A 14,348-nucleotide genomic window follows, 5' to 3' on the forward strand; every position below is an offset into this window, starting at 1 on the left:
GCATGTGGAAAATGACCCCTCTTGGGTCTCAAGTCGCCGACGCATCGCGTCGAAACCTGGGCCGGACCTCACTCGCGCCTGCGACGGAGACACCTCATGCACCACCCCAAGTGCGCACAGCGCGCGCTCCCCCTCGTCGTGTTCCTGTTCCTGGTCGGGATCCTGGCTTCGGCCGCTCCCGCCTTCTCCGAAGAGAGCGTCGATCTCGGCAACGGCCGGATCGTGCTCGTTCCGCCCAACCTCGGTGTCCGCGCCGTGGACGAGGTGGAGCCCGGCATCGAGCCGGTCTGGCAGGAGATGCTCCAGCACTTCGCGGCCCAGGAGCGCCCCGTCACCGCGATCGAGCGCACCAGTGGCGTCGCGCTCTGGAACGACGTGATGGCCGAGCTTCAGAAGCGCGAGGAAGAGACGGGCCAGAAGCCCGGCGTCTATGACGCCTACGCGCTCTTCGCCCAGCGCGTGGCCGAGCAGGTCGACTACGAGAAGATCGTCTTCCCGTCCCTCGTGACCCGCGTCGCGAAGGTGCGTGGCAGCACCGCGAGCTGGGACGGCGTCCGCCAGCGGATCGACATGCCGTCCCTGGACGTGCCTGCGATCGAGGGGCTCGTCGTGGCCCAGCGCGGCGTCAACGGCGAGCTCGCCGCGGCCTCGCTCCACGTGGCGATCCTCCAGTCCGATGGCCAGCTCTTCTTCGAGGGCACCGGCGGCCTGGCGCTCCTCCAGGAAATCAAGCCGGACACCCGCGACGAGATCGCGGCGACCCTGCGCGACGATGCCTTCGACGACGACCGCGCCCTGCGCGAAGGCGTCGAGGTCGCGTTCCGCAAGCCGCTGCCGGCCTCCCGCGCGCGCTAGCCCGGGAGCTCAGCTGGCCTCGGTGGTCGCCCGCCGAAAGGCGACGGCCACCGCGGCAGAGGCGGGCACGACCAGCGCGCCGTAGAGGAGCGGCACGCGCAGGATCTCCTGCGCGTGGGCATCGGCGAAGCTCACCACGATCACACCGATCGCGAGCGGTGCGTTCTGGATGCCTGTCTCGAGGCAGATCGCGCGACGCTGGGGGCCCGGCACGCGCAACAGACGCGCGCCGAGCCACCCGAAGACGAAGCCCAGCGGCCCCAGCGCCGTGCCCGCGAAGACTTCGGCCGCGCTGAAGCTCGTGATCCGCTCGTGGTCGCGGAACACGCTCACCGCGAAGACGAGCACCAGGACCGCGATGCCGGCGAGGCTACCCACCCGCTCGGCCCGCCGGGCCCAGTCGGGGCGGCGCGTGCGCAGCCAGACCCCGGCGGCTACCGGGACCAACACGGCCACGAGGGTCGAAACGACGTTGGCGTAGGGCACCTCGAGGTCGTCGCCGGTGAAGGGAGCGGTGTAGATCCCCAGGGCCAGGGGCATCAGCACGAGCGCCGCGACCGTCGACGTGACCGTCATGGCGATGCTCAGGGCGAGGTCGGCGCCCGCGTAGTAGGAGAAGAGGTTCGAGGTGGTGCCGCCCGACGAGCAGCCCATCACGATCAGGCCCAGGGCGAGGGCGTCGGGAAGGCCCAGCGCGCGCGCCAGCAGGAAGGCCGCGAAAGGCATCCAGACGAACTGACTCGCGACCCCGATAGCCAGGGCGCGCGGACGCGCGAGCACGCGTCGGAAGTCGGGCACCGACAGCGTCGAGCCCATCCCGAACATGGTCAGGAACAGGAACAGCGCCAGCAGGACCTGATCGAGCTGCTGCATTCGCGTCGCGGGCTAGCCGCTGATCAGCACGTTCGGTCGCGCGAAGCCCTGCGCCTCACACAGCGCGAGGTAGGCCTGCAGCGTGACGTCGCCGTCCACCACCGACTCGATCTCGCCCTTGGCGTCGAGGTTGAGGTTGGAGCCCGTCATGTGGAACCAGACGCGGGTCGTGTCTTCGATGCACTGGAGGGTGTGGACCGAGCCCGCCGGCTCGTAGAGCATCGAGCCCGCGCGGTTGACGTAGTCGTACTCGGCGTACTTCCACGCCCCGGACACCGTGAAGCCCCAGACCGGGCCAGTGTGCTTGTGGGTGGGCACCTGGTAGCCGTTCTGGAAGACGTTCTCGATCACCCACAGGCCCTGGGCGCGATCCACCTGGATCACCTTGAGCTGGCTGCCGTCGCCGATCTCCACGAAGGGCAGGTCTTCGGCGCCGAAATGCACGGCCAGGGGCGCCGCTGCCGTGGGGTCGCCGACCGTCGTTGATTCGCTCGCAGTGGCCATGGGAACTCCTTCACCGGCTGGCGTCACGCGTAGCGAAGGCGTGCCGACGCCGGCAAGCGCAGGCTCGGGGCGGTTCAGTCGAAGATGCCGCGCAGGATGTCGCCGGCCGCTTCGCCCGCGGCGCCGCCGATCTCCCGTTCGAGCACGTCCCCGAGTTCGTGACCGGCGGCCGTCAGCGCCACGCGCTGGAGCAGCGCCTCGGTGGCGAGGCGGCCGATCTCGGCCCCGGTCGCCCCCTCGCTGCCCCCGAGGTCCCGCAGCCGGATCTCGGGCAGGTCGAGGATCTGGTCCTTCTTCCCCTCGCGCGCGAGGACGATCTCCCCCCCAGCGAAACGCAGCTCGTCGACCCGGAAGCGCGCGGGCTCGCCGGCACTCTCCTGGGGCGTCGGCTCGGCCGGGCTGCGGACGACCTCGAGGAGCTTCTCCAGGTTCGAGAACCCGCGCTCGCCGAGTTCCACGCGCACCCGGGAATCGCCGATCCGGATCTCGTTCAAGCGGATCGTCTCCTCGGCCATCGACTCGGCGTCGATGGCGAGCGCGACCTCGCCGAGGACGAAGGCGGGTGCGTCGCTGAACCCCTCCGGGTTGGCGACTTCCACGCCCCGAACGGCACCGCGGCTCTCGGTGAGGGTGAGATCCACCGCATCCACCTGCACGGGCGTCCCGAGCGCGGCGCTGCCCTCGCTCTCGATCGCCCGGGCCACGAAGAAATCGAGGGAGAGGTAGACGATCGCGCCTGCGACGACGATCAATCCCACCAGCGCGGCGATCCCGTACCCGAGGAAGCGTGCCATGTCGGTCCTCCGTGCGCGCAATCCATAGCGCGGTCGGGTCCGGGCGTCCGCGAACGCGTGCGGTGGCATGGCGTCGCGGGCCGCTTCGAAGCACCTTGCGCGCTTGGGTCTCGACTTCCTACCGGAGCTGCTCGGACTGCTCGCCGCCGCCACCGCCACGGCGGCGCTCTTCGAGCGACTGCGTCTACCGTCGATCGCGGCGTTCCTGGTCGTGGGCGTGGCGGTCGGCCCCGGCGGGCTCGGCTGGGTCTCCGATCCCGAGGTCGTGCGCGAGATCGCCGAGCTCGGCGTGGTCTTCCTGCTCTTCGAGATCGGCCTCGAACTGCCGATCGAGCGCCTGCGCCGCTTCTGGAAGCCCGCTCTGCTGGCGGGCGGGCTGCAGGTCACGCTCACCCTGGGTGTCGTCGCGGCACTCGCCTCCGGGTTCGGGCTGCCGCTGCGCGAGGCGCTGGTGCTCGGTGCGCTGATCGCGATGTCGAGTACCGCGCTCGTGATGCGCATGCTCGGCGAACGCGGGGAACTCGACGCCCCCCATGGTCAGCTGGCGATCGGGATCCTGCTCTTCCAGGACCTCTGCGTGGTTCCGTTCCTGCTCGCCGTGCCGATCCTGGCCGCTGGCCCCGAAGCGGGGGGCACCGCGATCCTGGTCGCCTTCGGGCGTGCCCTCGCTGCGCTGGTGTTGTTCGCGGCCGTCGCGCGCTTCGTCTTGCCCACCCTGCTCGACCGCTTCGCGCGCATCCGCTCGCGAGAGATCTTCACGATGGCGGCGTTCCTGGCCGTGCTCGGATCGGCAGTGGTGGCCGAAGAGATCGGGCTCACGCTCTCCGTGGGCGCCTTCATGGGTGGGCTGGTGCTCTCGATGTCGCCCTACGCCCACCAGCTCTTCGCCGAGGTGGTCCCGCTGCGGGGCGTGCTGCTCGCGGTCTTCTTCACCGCGGTCGGCATGCTCTTCGATCCCGCCGTCGCCTGGGAGCAGGCCGGGGCGGTGTTCGCCTACGCGGCCGGCGTCGTGGTGCTCAAGGCCGGCTTCATCGCGCTGATCCTGGCCGGCGTGCTGCGTCTCGGCGTTCGCCTGGGCGTCCTGACCGGGCTGTGGCTGGCCCAGACCGGAGAGTTCTCCTTCGTGCTCTCCGGCGTGGCCGCCGCTGCCGGGCTGCTCGACCCGACCCTGGGACAGATCTTCGTCGCGGGTTCGATCCTCACGCTGGTCGCCACCCCGTTCCTGGTCGCCGCCGCACCGCGCATCGCCGGGGGGCTCGGCGCCGGCCTCGAACGCCGTCCGGATCCCGAGGCGCCCGTCGAAGAGCGCGGCCACGTCGTCCTGGTCGGGTTCGGACTGGCCGGCCGCAACATCGCCCGGGTGCTGCGCTCTCGGCAGATCCCCTACCGCGCCGTCGACACGAACGCGGCGGCGGTGCGGGAAGCCGCGGCGCGGGGCGAGCCGGTCGTCTACGGAGATGCCACGCGCTCGACCCTGCTCGCGCAGGTCGACGTGCGCGACGCGCGGCTGGTGGTGCTCGCTCTGGCCGACGCTGCTGCGACGCTCGAGGTGGTGCGCAGCGTCCGCCGCTTGACGCCGGACGTTCCCATCGTCGCGCGCACCCGTTTTGTCCTCGACGTCGATCGTCTCGCCGAGAGCGGAGCCAGCACGGTGGTCGTCGAGGAGTTCGAGTCGACGCTCGAGCTCCTGGCCGAGACCCTGCGTCAGTTCAACTTCCCCGAGGAGTCGATCCTGCGTTTCGCCAGCGAGCTTCGCGACGAGGGCTACGTCTTCCTCCGCGAGACCGAGACGATCCTCGACCCGTGGCTCACCGACCTACTCGAAGAGGTCACGTCGGACTGGGTCGAGATTCCCCACGGCTTCCACGCGGGGTTGGACCCGGCCACCCTCGCGAGTCTGGCGATCCGCGAGGACACCGGTGCGAGCGTCGTGGCGGTCGAGCGCGACGGGTCCACCCAGGTGAGTCCACCGGCGAACTACGCGCTCCATTCCGGGGACCGTCTGCTGGTGGTGGGGGAGCCGGCGGCCTTGGAACGCCTCCGCAAGCTGTTCGACGAAGACGACTGATCGCTCGCTCGCGGAGACTACGCTTTGGCCGCGTGTTCGGGGATCGGGCAGACCGCCCCTTCCGAGAAGCCCTGGGCGGACACGTCGAAGCCGCGGTTGAAGCGCGCGCGGAAGTTCTCCCAGGCGATCGCTGCCGTCAGCTCGACCCACTGCTCGTCGTCGAGGTGCTTGCGCAGCTCGGTCACCAGAGCGTCGCTCGGGTTCGCCGGCGTCTCGGTGAGTGCGACGGTGTAGGCGAGCACGGTCTTCTCGAGCGCGTCGAAGGCGTCGCTCTCCTCGAAGTCGTGAATCGCGAGGAGCTGCTCTTCGCTGAGGCCGTGTTCTCTGCCGACGGCAGAGCCGATGTCGATTCAGAACACGCAACCGATCATGGCCGCGGCCTTGACCCCGGCCAACGCCTTCAGCGCCGCTGGAACGCGCGAACCCTTCGCACTCGCGAGCTCGTAGAAGCCCGCGGCCCACATCACCGACTTGCTGAGGGCCATGATGCGTAGCGGGTCGGGCACCTGGCCGGCGCGCTGCTTCGCACCGCGGAACACCGCGCGCGTCAGGGCCGAGGCCTGGTCGTCTTGAATGCCCTCGATGCGAGCCATGGGAGCCTCCGGGCGTGCGAGGGTCAGAGCGCGTCGGGTTCCGCCGAACCCGAACGCGACAGGAAACGATGCGTGGCGACCGCCGTCACGACGGCTGGGAGGTAGACGCCCGGCAGGTCGAGGAGCCAGTGGTCGTGTCCGACCGCACCGCGCGCCGTGTCGTAGACATGCAGCAGAGCGTGGGCGACCAGGAAGAGGGCCGACACCGCCACCAGGGGCGGCCGCCAGGCCGGGACGCGGGCGGCCCACACGAGCGCAATACCGACGGTCAGGAAGGCACAGCCGATGTCGCGGACGAAGTGGGCGTTGAACGGTCCGGTGTCGGGAACGCCGGCCGGAATCTCGGTGTACCAATGCTGTGGCCCCGCCAGCATCCAGAGCGCGTTCAACAGGCTGACGATGCCGATGAACCCGAGAACCCAGGCCCAGGTGTCTCGCGGCGCGTCCATGCGACGAAGGTAGGAGAGGGGACGTCGGCCCGTCAGGACCACTTCGCCGCGCGGATCCGGGTCCAGTGGCTCCGCCGTGGGGGCACGGCGTTTCGTGCGATACTCGGCGTCCCCACGCGAGGAGAGCGCCGATGGCCCTACCTGGACTCGAAGTCACACGTCTGGCGGGAGCGCTGGGCGCCGAAGTGCGCGGCGTGGATCTCGCGGCGGTCGATGCCACGGTGGCGCGTGGGATCGAGGAGCTGCTCTGGGAACACCAGGTGCTGTTCTTCCCGGATCAGCACCCGACCGTCGAAGCCCACGTCACCTTCGGCGCCCACTACGGAGAGCTCCAGGGGCATCCGCATCTCAAGAACGCCGACTCGGACCTCGCCGACAAGGTCTTCGAGCTGCGCGCGAGCCGCGGCGGTGTCGCCGACGAGTGGCACACCGATCTCACCTTCCTCGAAGAGCCGGCGCTCTACTCGATCCTTCACATGGTCGCCTGCCCGGCGGTGGGTGGAGACACGATGTGGTCGAGCCTGTATCGCGCCTTCGACGAGCTGTCGGCGCCGCTCCAGGAACTCTGTCTCGGGTTGACGGCGTTGCACAACGCCGACCCTCACCAGCGTCCCGAAGCCATGACGGTGCACCCGGTGGTCCGCCTCCACCCGGAGACCGGTCGTCGCGTGCTCTACGTGAACGAGCACTTCACGCGACGCATCGTCGAGCTGTCTCGTGAGGAGAGCGACCTCCTGCTCGGTCACCTCACCCGCTGGGTCTCGAACCCGCGCTTCACCGTCCGCTACCGCTGGACGAAGGGCACGGTCGCGATGTGGGACAACCGGTGCACCCAGCACTTCGTGCTGAACGACTTCGAAGAGGAGCGCATCATCCAGCGCGTCACGGTGATGGGAGACCGTCCCGAAGCCGCGGCGCCCGCGCGCTGGGAGCCCTTCCTGCGCAAGGGCGGTCTGAGCGACACGAGTCGCCACGACAAGCTGCTCCGCGAGTGGCTGCGACGGCAGAAGCCGTCGAGCTGATCCGGATGCGTCAGAGGCTGCGCCGCAGGTAGACGTTGCCCGCGCTGCCGCTCGCCTGGCGGTAGTCGTCGTGCTCCCACCGGGCGAAGGCCACGAAGCCAGCCGCCTCGTAGGCGCGCCGGGCCGGCGCGTTCTCGAGCGCCGTCGCGACGACGGCGCGGTCGCAGCCCTCCGCGCGCGCCCGGGCGAAGTTCGCCTCGAGAAGCGCGCCCACGAGTCCCTTCCCGCGCCAGGCGGGATGCACGGCGACCCACTCGACCCGCCAGGCCTCCGGCGGGAGATCGACCGAGACGTGCTGGAAGGGCCCGAAGCGCGCCCAGGCGTCCAGCGCATCGGCCACGCTGTGTCCGTGCTCCAGGAAGGCCTGGTACCAGGCGCGACGGAAGTGGGCATGGGTGTGACGCGCGGCGATGTAGCCCGAGAGCGTGGCGACCGGCTCGCCCGCGTGTTCCGCTACCAGGAAGCGCGACCAGTGGCAGAAGTGCTCCGGCTCGGTGGTCGCGATGCGCGCGAGCAGGGCCTCGCGCGCGTCGGGCGGCCCCGGCAGCACTGCGTCCCACTCGCCCTCGGGATCGGTGCCGCGCTCGGCCTCGATCATCGCCCACGCGAGGAAGGGGGCGTCGGTCGGCGCGGCGCGCCGCAGGACGACGTCGCTTCGTTCCATGCTCGCTTCCGATGCCGGGGGGCGAGTCAGGACACAGGCGTCTGGAGCGCTAGCCGGCGGCCTCTTCCTGGAGGCTGACCGGCCCGAAGCGCTCGGGGTACTTGCCGTCGATGTCGCCGTAGAAACGCCGGATCTCTTCCATGTCGCGCTTCACGTCGCCGGTGGTCCAGAGCGTCGGTCCGAGGCCTCCCACCTTGCGCGTGTAGTCGAGGAAACCCATCACGATCGGGACCTCCGCAGCGCGCGCGATCCGATAGAAGCCCGACTTCCAGTGCTCGGCCCGGCTGCGCGTGCCCTCGGGCGGCACCGTCAACACGAGGTCGGGTTGGCGCTCGAAGGCCTCGGCCATCTGCGCCACCAGGTCGTTGCGTCGATCCCGTTGCACCGGGATCCCACCGAGACGTCGCATGATGTTGCCCATGGGGCCGCGGAACAGGGTGTGCTTCCCCATCCACGACACCCGCACCCCGAACGACCAGGCGTGGGCGAGGAAGTAGAGCAGGTCCCAGTTGGTGGTATGCGGCGCCGCGATCAGCACGTAACCGCGCGCATCGGGGACGGCTCCCTCGGGAGTCCAGCCGGCCAGGCGCAGAAACCACTTCGCGAGGCGGATCTTCAAGGGGACTCCTGGGGAAAGCCCGAGTGTGGCGGGTTCCCCAGGGCGCGCAAGGCGATCAGTCGGCGGGCGGCTTCTCGGGATGTCCGAGGGTCTCGGCGAGTTCGTTGAGGTCGTCCGCGAGCCCCAGGAACGCGTCGCGCTTGCGGAGGTTCACGCGGGCCGTGAAATCACCACCGATCAGCGCCTGGACCTGACGTCGGAACGCGACCATGGGGCCGACCATCTTGTGCGTGTAGGCGATCCCGATCGCGGTCACGACCAGGACGTAGAAGATCGCGATCACCGCACTCGTGGTCAGGTAGTCGTTCATCTGCGCGAGCAGCAGGCGATGGTGCGCATCCGAGGCGAGCGTCCCCTCGATCGCGGCGTAGAACCGACCGAACGCCAGATAGCTCTGGTAGAGCTGACCCGCACCGAAGACGGCCGTCACCACGACCAGCAGGGCCGGCAGGGCCAGCTGGAGGCGGGGCTCGATCAGAGAGTTCCGCGCACGTCTTCGAGTCTTCATCGCTTCCTCGCTGAAGGGCGGGCTCGACATGGCTTCCTTCGGGGGAACGCCCGTCGTATCGGCCAATCGCGCGCCGGAGTGAAGCGGGAGGGGGCTATCCGAAGGCCCCGGACTCGGCCAGGTAGGAGGCCTCCTCGGGGCTGGAATCGCGGCTCAGGGCCGCGTTGCGCCCCGGGAAGCGCCCGAAGCGCCGAATCACGTCCTGATGCTCCCGGGCGTACCGCAGGGCCTCTTCGAAGCGCGGCCGGCCGGCGGCGGGGGCGTCGTCCACCAGCCGCGAGAAGCAGTCCACCGAGCGCTCCTGGTGCCCCGGATCCTCGGCGTGCATGAAGGGCAGGTAGAGGAAATGGCGCTCGATGGGCAGCAGCCGCAGGTCGCTGCCCTCGGCGAGCGAGCGCTCCGCCCAGCCCAGGGCAGCGGGGTCGCCCGCGAAGGCCCGCGGATCGCCTCGGAACAGGTTCCGGGGCAGTTGATCGAGCAGCAGCACCAGCGCCAGGCGGCTGCGCGGCGCATCCGCCCAGCCGTCCAGGTCGCCCGTCAGCGCCTGCTCGACGGCCGCCCCGAAGCGTTCGCGGCAGGCCTGGTCGAAATCCGGGTCGGGGCGGAACCAGCGCTCGCTGTGCTCGGAGTCGGACAGGCCGTCGCTGCCCAGGTCACCGAACCAGAACGCGTGCAGCTCGTCCGCGTGCAGCATCGGCGGTTGCGCTCCGAACAGAAGGTTCGCGTCACCCGCGAACCCGGCGGGAGCTCCGCGCCGCAGTCCCTGTGCTGCGACGCCGTCCCCCCGTTCCGCGGCGCATTCTACCCGAGCCGGCCGGCGGGTCGGCCGGTTTGGAGCCACGGGGCGCCGGGATTACCGTCGCGCCATGGCCGCGACTTCCGCAGACCTGGTCCTGGTGGGCGCGGGTCACGCCCACGTCCAGGTGCTGCGGCGCTGGATGATGGCGCCCGTGGCCGGGGTCCGGCTGTCCCTCGTCGTAGATCAGCCGGTCGCGGTGTACTCGGGCATGGTCCCCGGCTTCGTCGCGGGGGACTACCGCGCGGCCGACCTGGAGATCGACGCGGGCCCCCTCGCGAGGCGTGCCGGCGCACGCGTCATTCTCGCCGCAGCGCGCTCGATCGACGCCGCAGCGAAGCGCATCGAACTCGAGGGACGACCGCCCGTGAGCTACGACGTCGCGAGTCTGGACGTAGGGGCCACCGTGCGCGGGCTGGACCTGCCCGGCGTGCGCGAGCACGCGCTCGCTACCCGTCCGATCGCGACCTTCGTCCGCGAACTCGACGCGCGTGTCGCCGCGCTCTCGGAGCAGCCGCGCATCCACGTCGTGGGCGGTGGGGCCGCCGGCGTCGAACTCGCCCTCACGCTGCAGGCGCGCTTGCAGTCGCGCGGGCCGAAGCTCTCGTTGATCAGCGCCGGACCGCTGCTGGCGGGGACGTCACCGCGACTGCAGCGGCACGCGGCGGACCTGCTGCGCGAGCGGGGGATCGCCACGCGCGAGGGGCGGGTGGCGGCCGTTGGGCCGGGACGGATCGAGCTCACCGACGGCGAAGCGGTCGAGACCGACCTCATCGTCTGGGCGACGGGTGCGGCGCCGCTGTCGTTCCCCGACGGTCCCGGGCTTCCGAAGGATGAGGCGGGCTTCGTGCGCGTCACGCCCGAGCTCTCGGTCGAGGGCTTCCCGGAGCTCTTCGCCGCCGGCGACTGCGCTGCACTTCCCTTTGCGCCGTGGGTGCGGAAGGCGGGCGTCTATGCGGTGCGCGGAGGCCCCGTACTCGACGCGAACCTGCGCGCGCGGCTGCGCGGTGGTGCGCTGCAGCGCTATCGCCCCCAGCGCGACTTCCTCGCGTTGCTCAATACCGGAAATCGCGAAGCGCTCGGCGCCAAATGGGGCTTCACGGCGCAGGGGGCGCGCGTCTGGCGGCTCAAGGACTGGATCGATCGCCGCTTCATGGACCGTTTCCAGGTGCTCGACGCCCAGGGGCGGCCCCGTTCGTCGTTCCCGAGCGCCGAGTCCATGGGGATGGAAGAGATGGAATGCGGCGGTTGCGCGGCGAAGGTGGGAGCGACCCCTCTCGCCGCTGCTTTGGCGCGTCTGCCGAAGGCACCCGAGGACCCGAGCGTTCGCCTGGGACTCGCCGAGCCCGATGACGCGGCCGCCTTCGAGCTCCCGCACGGCGACGTCGTGCTCGCCACCATCGACGCGTTCCGGGCCTTCAGCGACGACCCGTTCACGGTGGGGCGCGTGGCGGCGGTGAATGCCGTGAGTGACGTGCTCGCGAAGGGCGGTCAGCCCCGACACGCATTGGCGTTGGTGAACGTGCCCGAGAGCGATCCTGTCCGCGCCGAGGAGTTGCTCTTCCAGGTGCTCTCGGGCGTGCGCGCTGCACTGGACGCCGAAGGAATCACGCTGCTCGGAGGACACACCACGCAGGGGGAGGACCTCTACGTCGGCCTGTCGGTGACGGGGGTGCCCGGGGATCGGCTGCTGCCGGCGTCGGGTCTGCAGCCCGGGGATCGGCTGGTGCTGACGAAGCCCCTCGGTAGTGGGGTGCTGCTCGCTGCCGACATGCGGGGCGAGCTTCCGGGGCCACTGCTGGTGGCGCTACTCGCGGGTCTGTCCCGTTCGAACGCGGCCGCGGCCCGCATTGCGCTCGACATGGGGGCGCGGGCTTGCACCGACATCAGCGGCTTCGGATTGCTCGGACATCTTCGCGAGCTGTGCGAGGCGAGTGACGTCGCGGCCCGGGTCGCTGCGGCGGAGGTGCCGGGCTGGGACGGCGCGCGCGACCTGCTCGCGCGGGGCGTGCGCAGCACCTACCACGCCGAGAACGAACGCGCGCGGGCCGGCCTCGTGCCGACCGCAGATCCCGCACCCGTGGATCTCGCGCTGCTCTTCGATCCGCAGACCTCGGGCGGGCTGCTCTTCGGCGTCGCCGAGCCCGCGCTCGAGGGCGCGCTCCGCGCGCTGCACGCAGCGGGTGACGTGCACGCCGCGTGCATCGGGACCGTGCGCGCCGCGCAGGCCGATGGCATCCGCGTCGAGATCGCCGGCTCGGATTCTTGACAAGGCCTCGCTACCTCCACTAACCAGACCAGATCCACGGGGAACTGAGGGGGCCACGAGATCGCGTGCCCAACGTCCGAATCGCCATCGTCGGGGTGGGCAACTGCGCCAGCTCGCTGGTTCAGGGAATCCGCTATTACCAGGACGCCGATCCGGCGACTGCAGTCGGTTTGATGCACTGGGAGATCGGGGGAATGCGGCCCCAGGATCTCGAAGTCGCGGCCGCCTTCGACGTCGACCTGCGCAAGGTCGGCAAGGATGTCGCCGAGGCGATCTTCGAGAAGCCCAACTGCACCCAGGTCTTCTGCGAGGGCGTCCCCAAGACCGGCGTGCGCGTCCGCATGGGGCGCGTGCTCGATGGGGTCGCCGATCACTTCGAGGACCACGCCGACGACCGTCGTTTCCTGGTGTCGGACCAGGCCGAGGCGAGCCGCAGCGAGGTGGTCGAGGCGCTGCGCGACGCCCGTGTGGACGTCCTGGTGAACTACCTCCCGGTCGGTTCCGAAGAGGCCGCGCGCTTCTACGCCGAGTGCGCGCTCGAGGCGCGCGTCGCGGTGGTCAACTGCATTCCCGTCTTTCTTGCCAGCGATCCCGAGTTCGCGAAGCGTTTCGAAGAGGCGGGCGTTCCGATCCTGGGTGACGACATCAAAGCCCAGCTCGGTGCGACCATCACCCACCGCATGCTCACCGACCTCTTCGCGAAGCGCGGGGTGAAGCTCGATCGGACCTATCAGCTGAACACGGGCGGCAACACCGACTTCCTCAACATGCTGAACCGCGACCGCCTGGCGTCGAAGAAGATCTCGAAGACCGAAGCCGTGCAGTCGGTGGCGTCGGAACGCATCGAGGCCGACGACATCCACGTCGGGCCGAGCGACTACGTCGCATGGCAGAACGACAACAAGGTGTGCTTCCTGCGCATGGAGGGGCGGCTGTTCGGCGACGTGCCGATGCACCTCGAGCTGCGACTCTCGGTCGAGGACTCGCCGAACTCGGCGGGCGTGTCGATCGACGCGATCCGCTGCGCGAAGCTCGCCGCCGACCGCGGCCAGGGCGGGGTCGTCGAGGGGCCCTCGGCCTTCTTCATGAAGCACCCGCCGCGTCAGTGGAACGACGACGAAGCGCACCGCCGCACCGAGGCCTTCGTGCGCGGCGAGGACGACTAGCGGCTCGCCGAGGCCCCGATGTCTGCGGCGGCGAGGAGCCCGGCTTCCTCGGGCGTCAGGTGCCCGGTCTCGTAGAGCCAGCGAATCGTCTCGCGGTAGGTCTCGCGGCCATCGCGAAACGCGATCTCCATGGCCTCGACGTTCGGTGAGGTGACCACCCCCGGCCACTGGGTGGCCAGCTGCATGGCTTCGCGGGAGAGCGGGAAGTCGAAGGGAACGACGCGCTTGACCACGTCGGCCGCGTTTCCGATCACGCGCAGCAGCGGGCCCGGGACGGTCATACGCCGCACCCGCCTACCGGTGAGTTCGTCCATCAGCGCGATCAGCTCGGGCCAGGGCAGGTAGAAGCCGCCCACGACGTAGCGTCCCGGCGCGCTCTCGGGCTCGACCAGGCGCGCGACGATCTCGGCGAGATCGCGCACGTCCGAGATCTCCATGCCGCCCGTCGTGTCGACCATCGCGTCGCGGATGAAGGTGCGCACCGTGTGGTTGCTCTCGCTGAGGCCGGGATCGTCGGGCCCGAGGATCCCGACCGGATACAGCGTGCGGATCGGTGCGCCTGCCTGCTGGAGCTGACGGACGAACGCCTCGCCTTCGGCCTTGGAGCGCGAGTAGGCGTTGTCGGGCCGCGCCAGCGGGGAGTTCTGGGAGACGGGCGGTCCGCCCGGCGTGACGAGCGCGCCGATGCTCGAGATGTGCACGATCGCGCCCAGTCCGCGCTCGTGGGCGCCTCCGATCACCAACTCGACGGCCCGTACGTTCGTGGCCTCGACTTCGTCCGCTCGCCGGGCTTCGATCGCCACGACGGCGGCGGCGTGGATGACCGCATCGACCCCGTCCAGGGCCTTCGCCACCACGTCCGGGTCGGTGACGTCGCCCACGACGATTTCACGGGGGCGCTCGCCGCGGGCGTTCAGCACCCGCTCGACCTTGCCCTGGCTCCGCGCCAGCACCCGCGTGGTGTGCCCCCGGGCATGCAGCGCGGCCACGCTGAAGCAGCCCAGGAAGCCTGTCGCTCCCGTGACCAGGACGTGCATCGGCGCGCAGTCTAGCGGCTGGCTCCGCACGGGCCGCTGGCCCGCGACGCTGCCGCCAAACGCGTCTACAGCCTATCGTTGGCGTGGCCGAAGCAGTCCCCGATAGACTCGGGCGCCGCTCCGAGCCGAGG

General features: G+C 70.4%; 16 protein-coding genes. 5 read left to right on the forward strand and 11 right to left on the reverse strand.

The annotated features are described in order from the left end of the window. Positions 1 to 96: 96 nt before the first annotated feature. On the forward strand, positions 97 to 855 hold the full coding sequence (locus AAF430_08300) for a hypothetical protein (protein MEM7410218.1): 759 nt from the start codon (positions 97 to 99) through the stop codon (positions 853 to 855). A 9-nt stretch (positions 856 to 864) separates the two neighbouring features. On the opposite strand, the gene AAF430_08305 is transcribed toward AAF430_08300, so the two are convergent. From AAF430_08305 to AAF430_08315, 3 genes are all read right to left on the reverse strand, one after another. Further along, positions 865 to 1,728: a bile acid:sodium symporter family protein gene (locus AAF430_08305; GenBank protein ID MEM7410219.1), complete on the reverse strand. Its 864-nt coding sequence runs from the start codon at positions 1,726 to 1,728 to the stop codon at positions 865 to 867. Between the two features lie 12 nt (positions 1,729 to 1,740). After that, the gene (locus tag AAF430_08310) at positions 1,741 to 2,232 is read right to left on the reverse strand and encodes a 2,4'-dihydroxyacetophenone dioxygenase family protein (GenBank protein ID MEM7410220.1); all 492 of its coding nucleotides are present in this window, start codon (positions 2,230 to 2,232) and stop codon (positions 1,741 to 1,743) included. 74 nt (positions 2,233 to 2,306) lie between these two features. Beyond that, entirely contained in the window at positions 2,307 to 3,026 is a 720-nt protein-coding gene (locus AAF430_08315; GenBank protein MEM7410221.1) for a hypothetical protein, read from the reverse strand. A 103-nt stretch (positions 3,027 to 3,129) separates the two neighbouring features. Between AAF430_08315 and AAF430_08320 the strand changes: the two genes are divergently transcribed. Continuing rightward, positions 3,130 to 5,094 (forward strand): cation:proton antiporter, encoded by a 1,965-nt coding sequence (locus AAF430_08320; GenBank protein ID MEM7410222.1) that lies wholly within the window; start codon positions 3,130 to 3,132, stop codon positions 5,092 to 5,094. Between the two features lie 17 nt (positions 5,095 to 5,111). On the opposite strand, the gene AAF430_08325 is transcribed toward AAF430_08320, so the two are convergent. From AAF430_08325 to AAF430_08335, 3 genes are all read right to left on the reverse strand, one after another. Further along, positions 5,112 to 5,336: a hypothetical protein gene (locus tag AAF430_08325; GenBank protein ID MEM7410223.1), complete on the reverse strand. Its 225-nt coding sequence runs from the start codon at positions 5,334 to 5,336 to the stop codon at positions 5,112 to 5,114. Between the two features lie 108 nt (positions 5,337 to 5,444). Beyond that, positions 5,445 to 5,687: a hypothetical protein gene (locus AAF430_08330; GenBank protein ID MEM7410224.1), complete on the reverse strand. Its 243-nt coding sequence runs from the start codon at positions 5,685 to 5,687 to the stop codon at positions 5,445 to 5,447. A 23-nt stretch (positions 5,688 to 5,710) separates the two neighbouring features. Then, the gene (locus AAF430_08335; protein MEM7410225.1) at positions 5,711 to 6,136 is read right to left on the reverse strand and encodes a DUF4345 family protein; all 426 of its coding nucleotides are present in this window, start codon (positions 6,134 to 6,136) and stop codon (positions 5,711 to 5,713) included. Positions 6,137 to 6,267: 131 nt separating this feature from the next. Between AAF430_08335 and AAF430_08340 the strand changes: the two genes are divergently transcribed. Beyond that, positions 6,268 to 7,158, forward strand: coding sequence for a TauD/TfdA family dioxygenase (locus AAF430_08340; protein ID MEM7410226.1), 891 nt, complete (start codon positions 6,268 to 6,270; stop codon positions 7,156 to 7,158). A gap of 10 nt (positions 7,159 to 7,168) precedes the next feature. Here AAF430_08340 and AAF430_08345 read toward each other — a convergent pair whose 3' ends face one another. From AAF430_08345 to AAF430_08360, 4 genes are all read right to left on the reverse strand, one after another. Further along, complete coding sequence (locus AAF430_08345) at positions 7,169 to 7,822, reverse strand: GNAT family N-acetyltransferase (protein MEM7410227.1); 654 nt, start codon at positions 7,820 to 7,822, stop codon at positions 7,169 to 7,171. A gap of 49 nt (positions 7,823 to 7,871) precedes the next feature. After that, entirely contained in the window at positions 7,872 to 8,441 is a 570-nt protein-coding gene (locus AAF430_08350) for a lysophospholipid acyltransferase family protein (GenBank protein MEM7410228.1), read from the reverse strand. Between the two features lie 55 nt (positions 8,442 to 8,496). After that, positions 8,497 to 8,979 (reverse strand): hypothetical protein, encoded by a 483-nt coding sequence (locus AAF430_08355; GenBank protein ID MEM7410229.1) that lies wholly within the window; start codon positions 8,977 to 8,979, stop codon positions 8,497 to 8,499. 64 nt (positions 8,980 to 9,043) lie between these two features. Then, positions 9,044 to 9,643: a DUF924 family protein gene (locus tag AAF430_08360; protein MEM7410230.1), complete on the reverse strand. Its 600-nt coding sequence runs from the start codon at positions 9,641 to 9,643 to the stop codon at positions 9,044 to 9,046. A gap of 172 nt (positions 9,644 to 9,815) precedes the next feature. On the opposite strand from AAF430_08360, the gene selD reads away from it, so the two are divergent. Together selD and AAF430_08370 are read left to right on the forward strand one after the other, a co-directional pair. Then, the gene (gene selD / locus AAF430_08365; protein ID MEM7410231.1) at positions 9,816 to 12,014 is read left to right on the forward strand and encodes a selenide, water dikinase SelD; all 2,199 of its coding nucleotides are present in this window, start codon (positions 9,816 to 9,818) and stop codon (positions 12,012 to 12,014) included. Between the two features lie 65 nt (positions 12,015 to 12,079). Then, positions 12,080 to 13,180, forward strand: coding sequence for an inositol-3-phosphate synthase (locus AAF430_08370; protein MEM7410232.1), 1,101 nt, complete (start codon positions 12,080 to 12,082; stop codon positions 13,178 to 13,180). Here the strand turns inward: AAF430_08370 and AAF430_08375 are convergent. Further along, positions 13,177 to 14,217 carry an NAD-dependent epimerase/dehydratase family protein gene (locus AAF430_08375; GenBank protein MEM7410233.1) on the reverse strand — a complete coding sequence of 347 codons (1,041 nt, stop codon included), beginning with the start codon at positions 14,215 to 14,217 and terminating at the stop codon, positions 13,177 to 13,179. The two genes, AAF430_08370 and AAF430_08375, sit on opposite strands and share 4 nt — an antisense overlap. Between the last annotated feature and the right edge of the window lie 131 nt (positions 14,218 to 14,348).

This window comes from Myxococcota bacterium (assembly GCA_039030075.1).
Classification (GTDB): Bacteria; Myxococcota_A; UBA9160; order UBA9160; family SMWR01; genus JAHEJV01.

Excerpts from the sequence above, each read along its gene's own strand:
- AAF430_08300 (MEM7410218.1), top strand. The coding sequence starts at position 97 with ATGCACCACCCCAAGTGCGCACAGCGCGCGCTCCCCCTCGTCGTGTTC.
- AAF430_08305 (MEM7410219.1), bottom strand. The coding sequence starts at position 1,728 with ATGCAGCAGCTCGATCAGGTCCTGCTGGCGCTGTTCCTGTTCCTGACC.
- AAF430_08310 (MEM7410220.1), bottom strand. The coding sequence starts at position 2,232 with ATGGCCACTGCGAGCGAATCAACGACGGTCGGCGACCCCACGGCAGCG.
- AAF430_08315 (MEM7410221.1), bottom strand. The coding sequence starts at position 3,026 with ATGGCACGCTTCCTCGGGTACGGGATCGCCGCGCTGGTGGGATTGATC.
- AAF430_08330 (MEM7410224.1), bottom strand. The coding sequence starts at position 5,687 with ATGGCTCGCATCGAGGGCATTCAAGACGACCAGGCCTCGGCCCTGACG.
- AAF430_08335 (MEM7410225.1), bottom strand. The coding sequence starts at position 6,136 with ATGGACGCGCCGCGAGACACCTGGGCCTGGGTTCTCGGGTTCATCGGC.
- AAF430_08340 (MEM7410226.1), top strand. The coding sequence starts at position 6,268 with ATGGCCCTACCTGGACTCGAAGTCACACGTCTGGCGGGAGCGCTGGGC.
- AAF430_08345 (MEM7410227.1), bottom strand. The coding sequence starts at position 7,822 with ATGGAACGAAGCGACGTCGTCCTGCGGCGCGCCGCGCCGACCGACGCC.
- AAF430_08355 (MEM7410229.1), bottom strand. The coding sequence starts at position 8,979 with ATGTCGAGCCCGCCCTTCAGCGAGGAAGCGATGAAGACTCGAAGACGT.
- AAF430_08360 (MEM7410230.1), bottom strand. The coding sequence starts at position 9,643 with ATGCTGCACGCGGACGAGCTGCACGCGTTCTGGTTCGGTGACCTGGGC.
- selD (MEM7410231.1), top strand. The coding sequence starts at position 9,816 with ATGGCCGCGACTTCCGCAGACCTGGTCCTGGTGGGCGCGGGTCACGCC.
- AAF430_08375 (MEM7410233.1), bottom strand. The coding sequence starts at position 14,217 with ATGCACGTCCTGGTCACGGGAGCGACAGGCTTCCTGGGCTGCTTCAGC.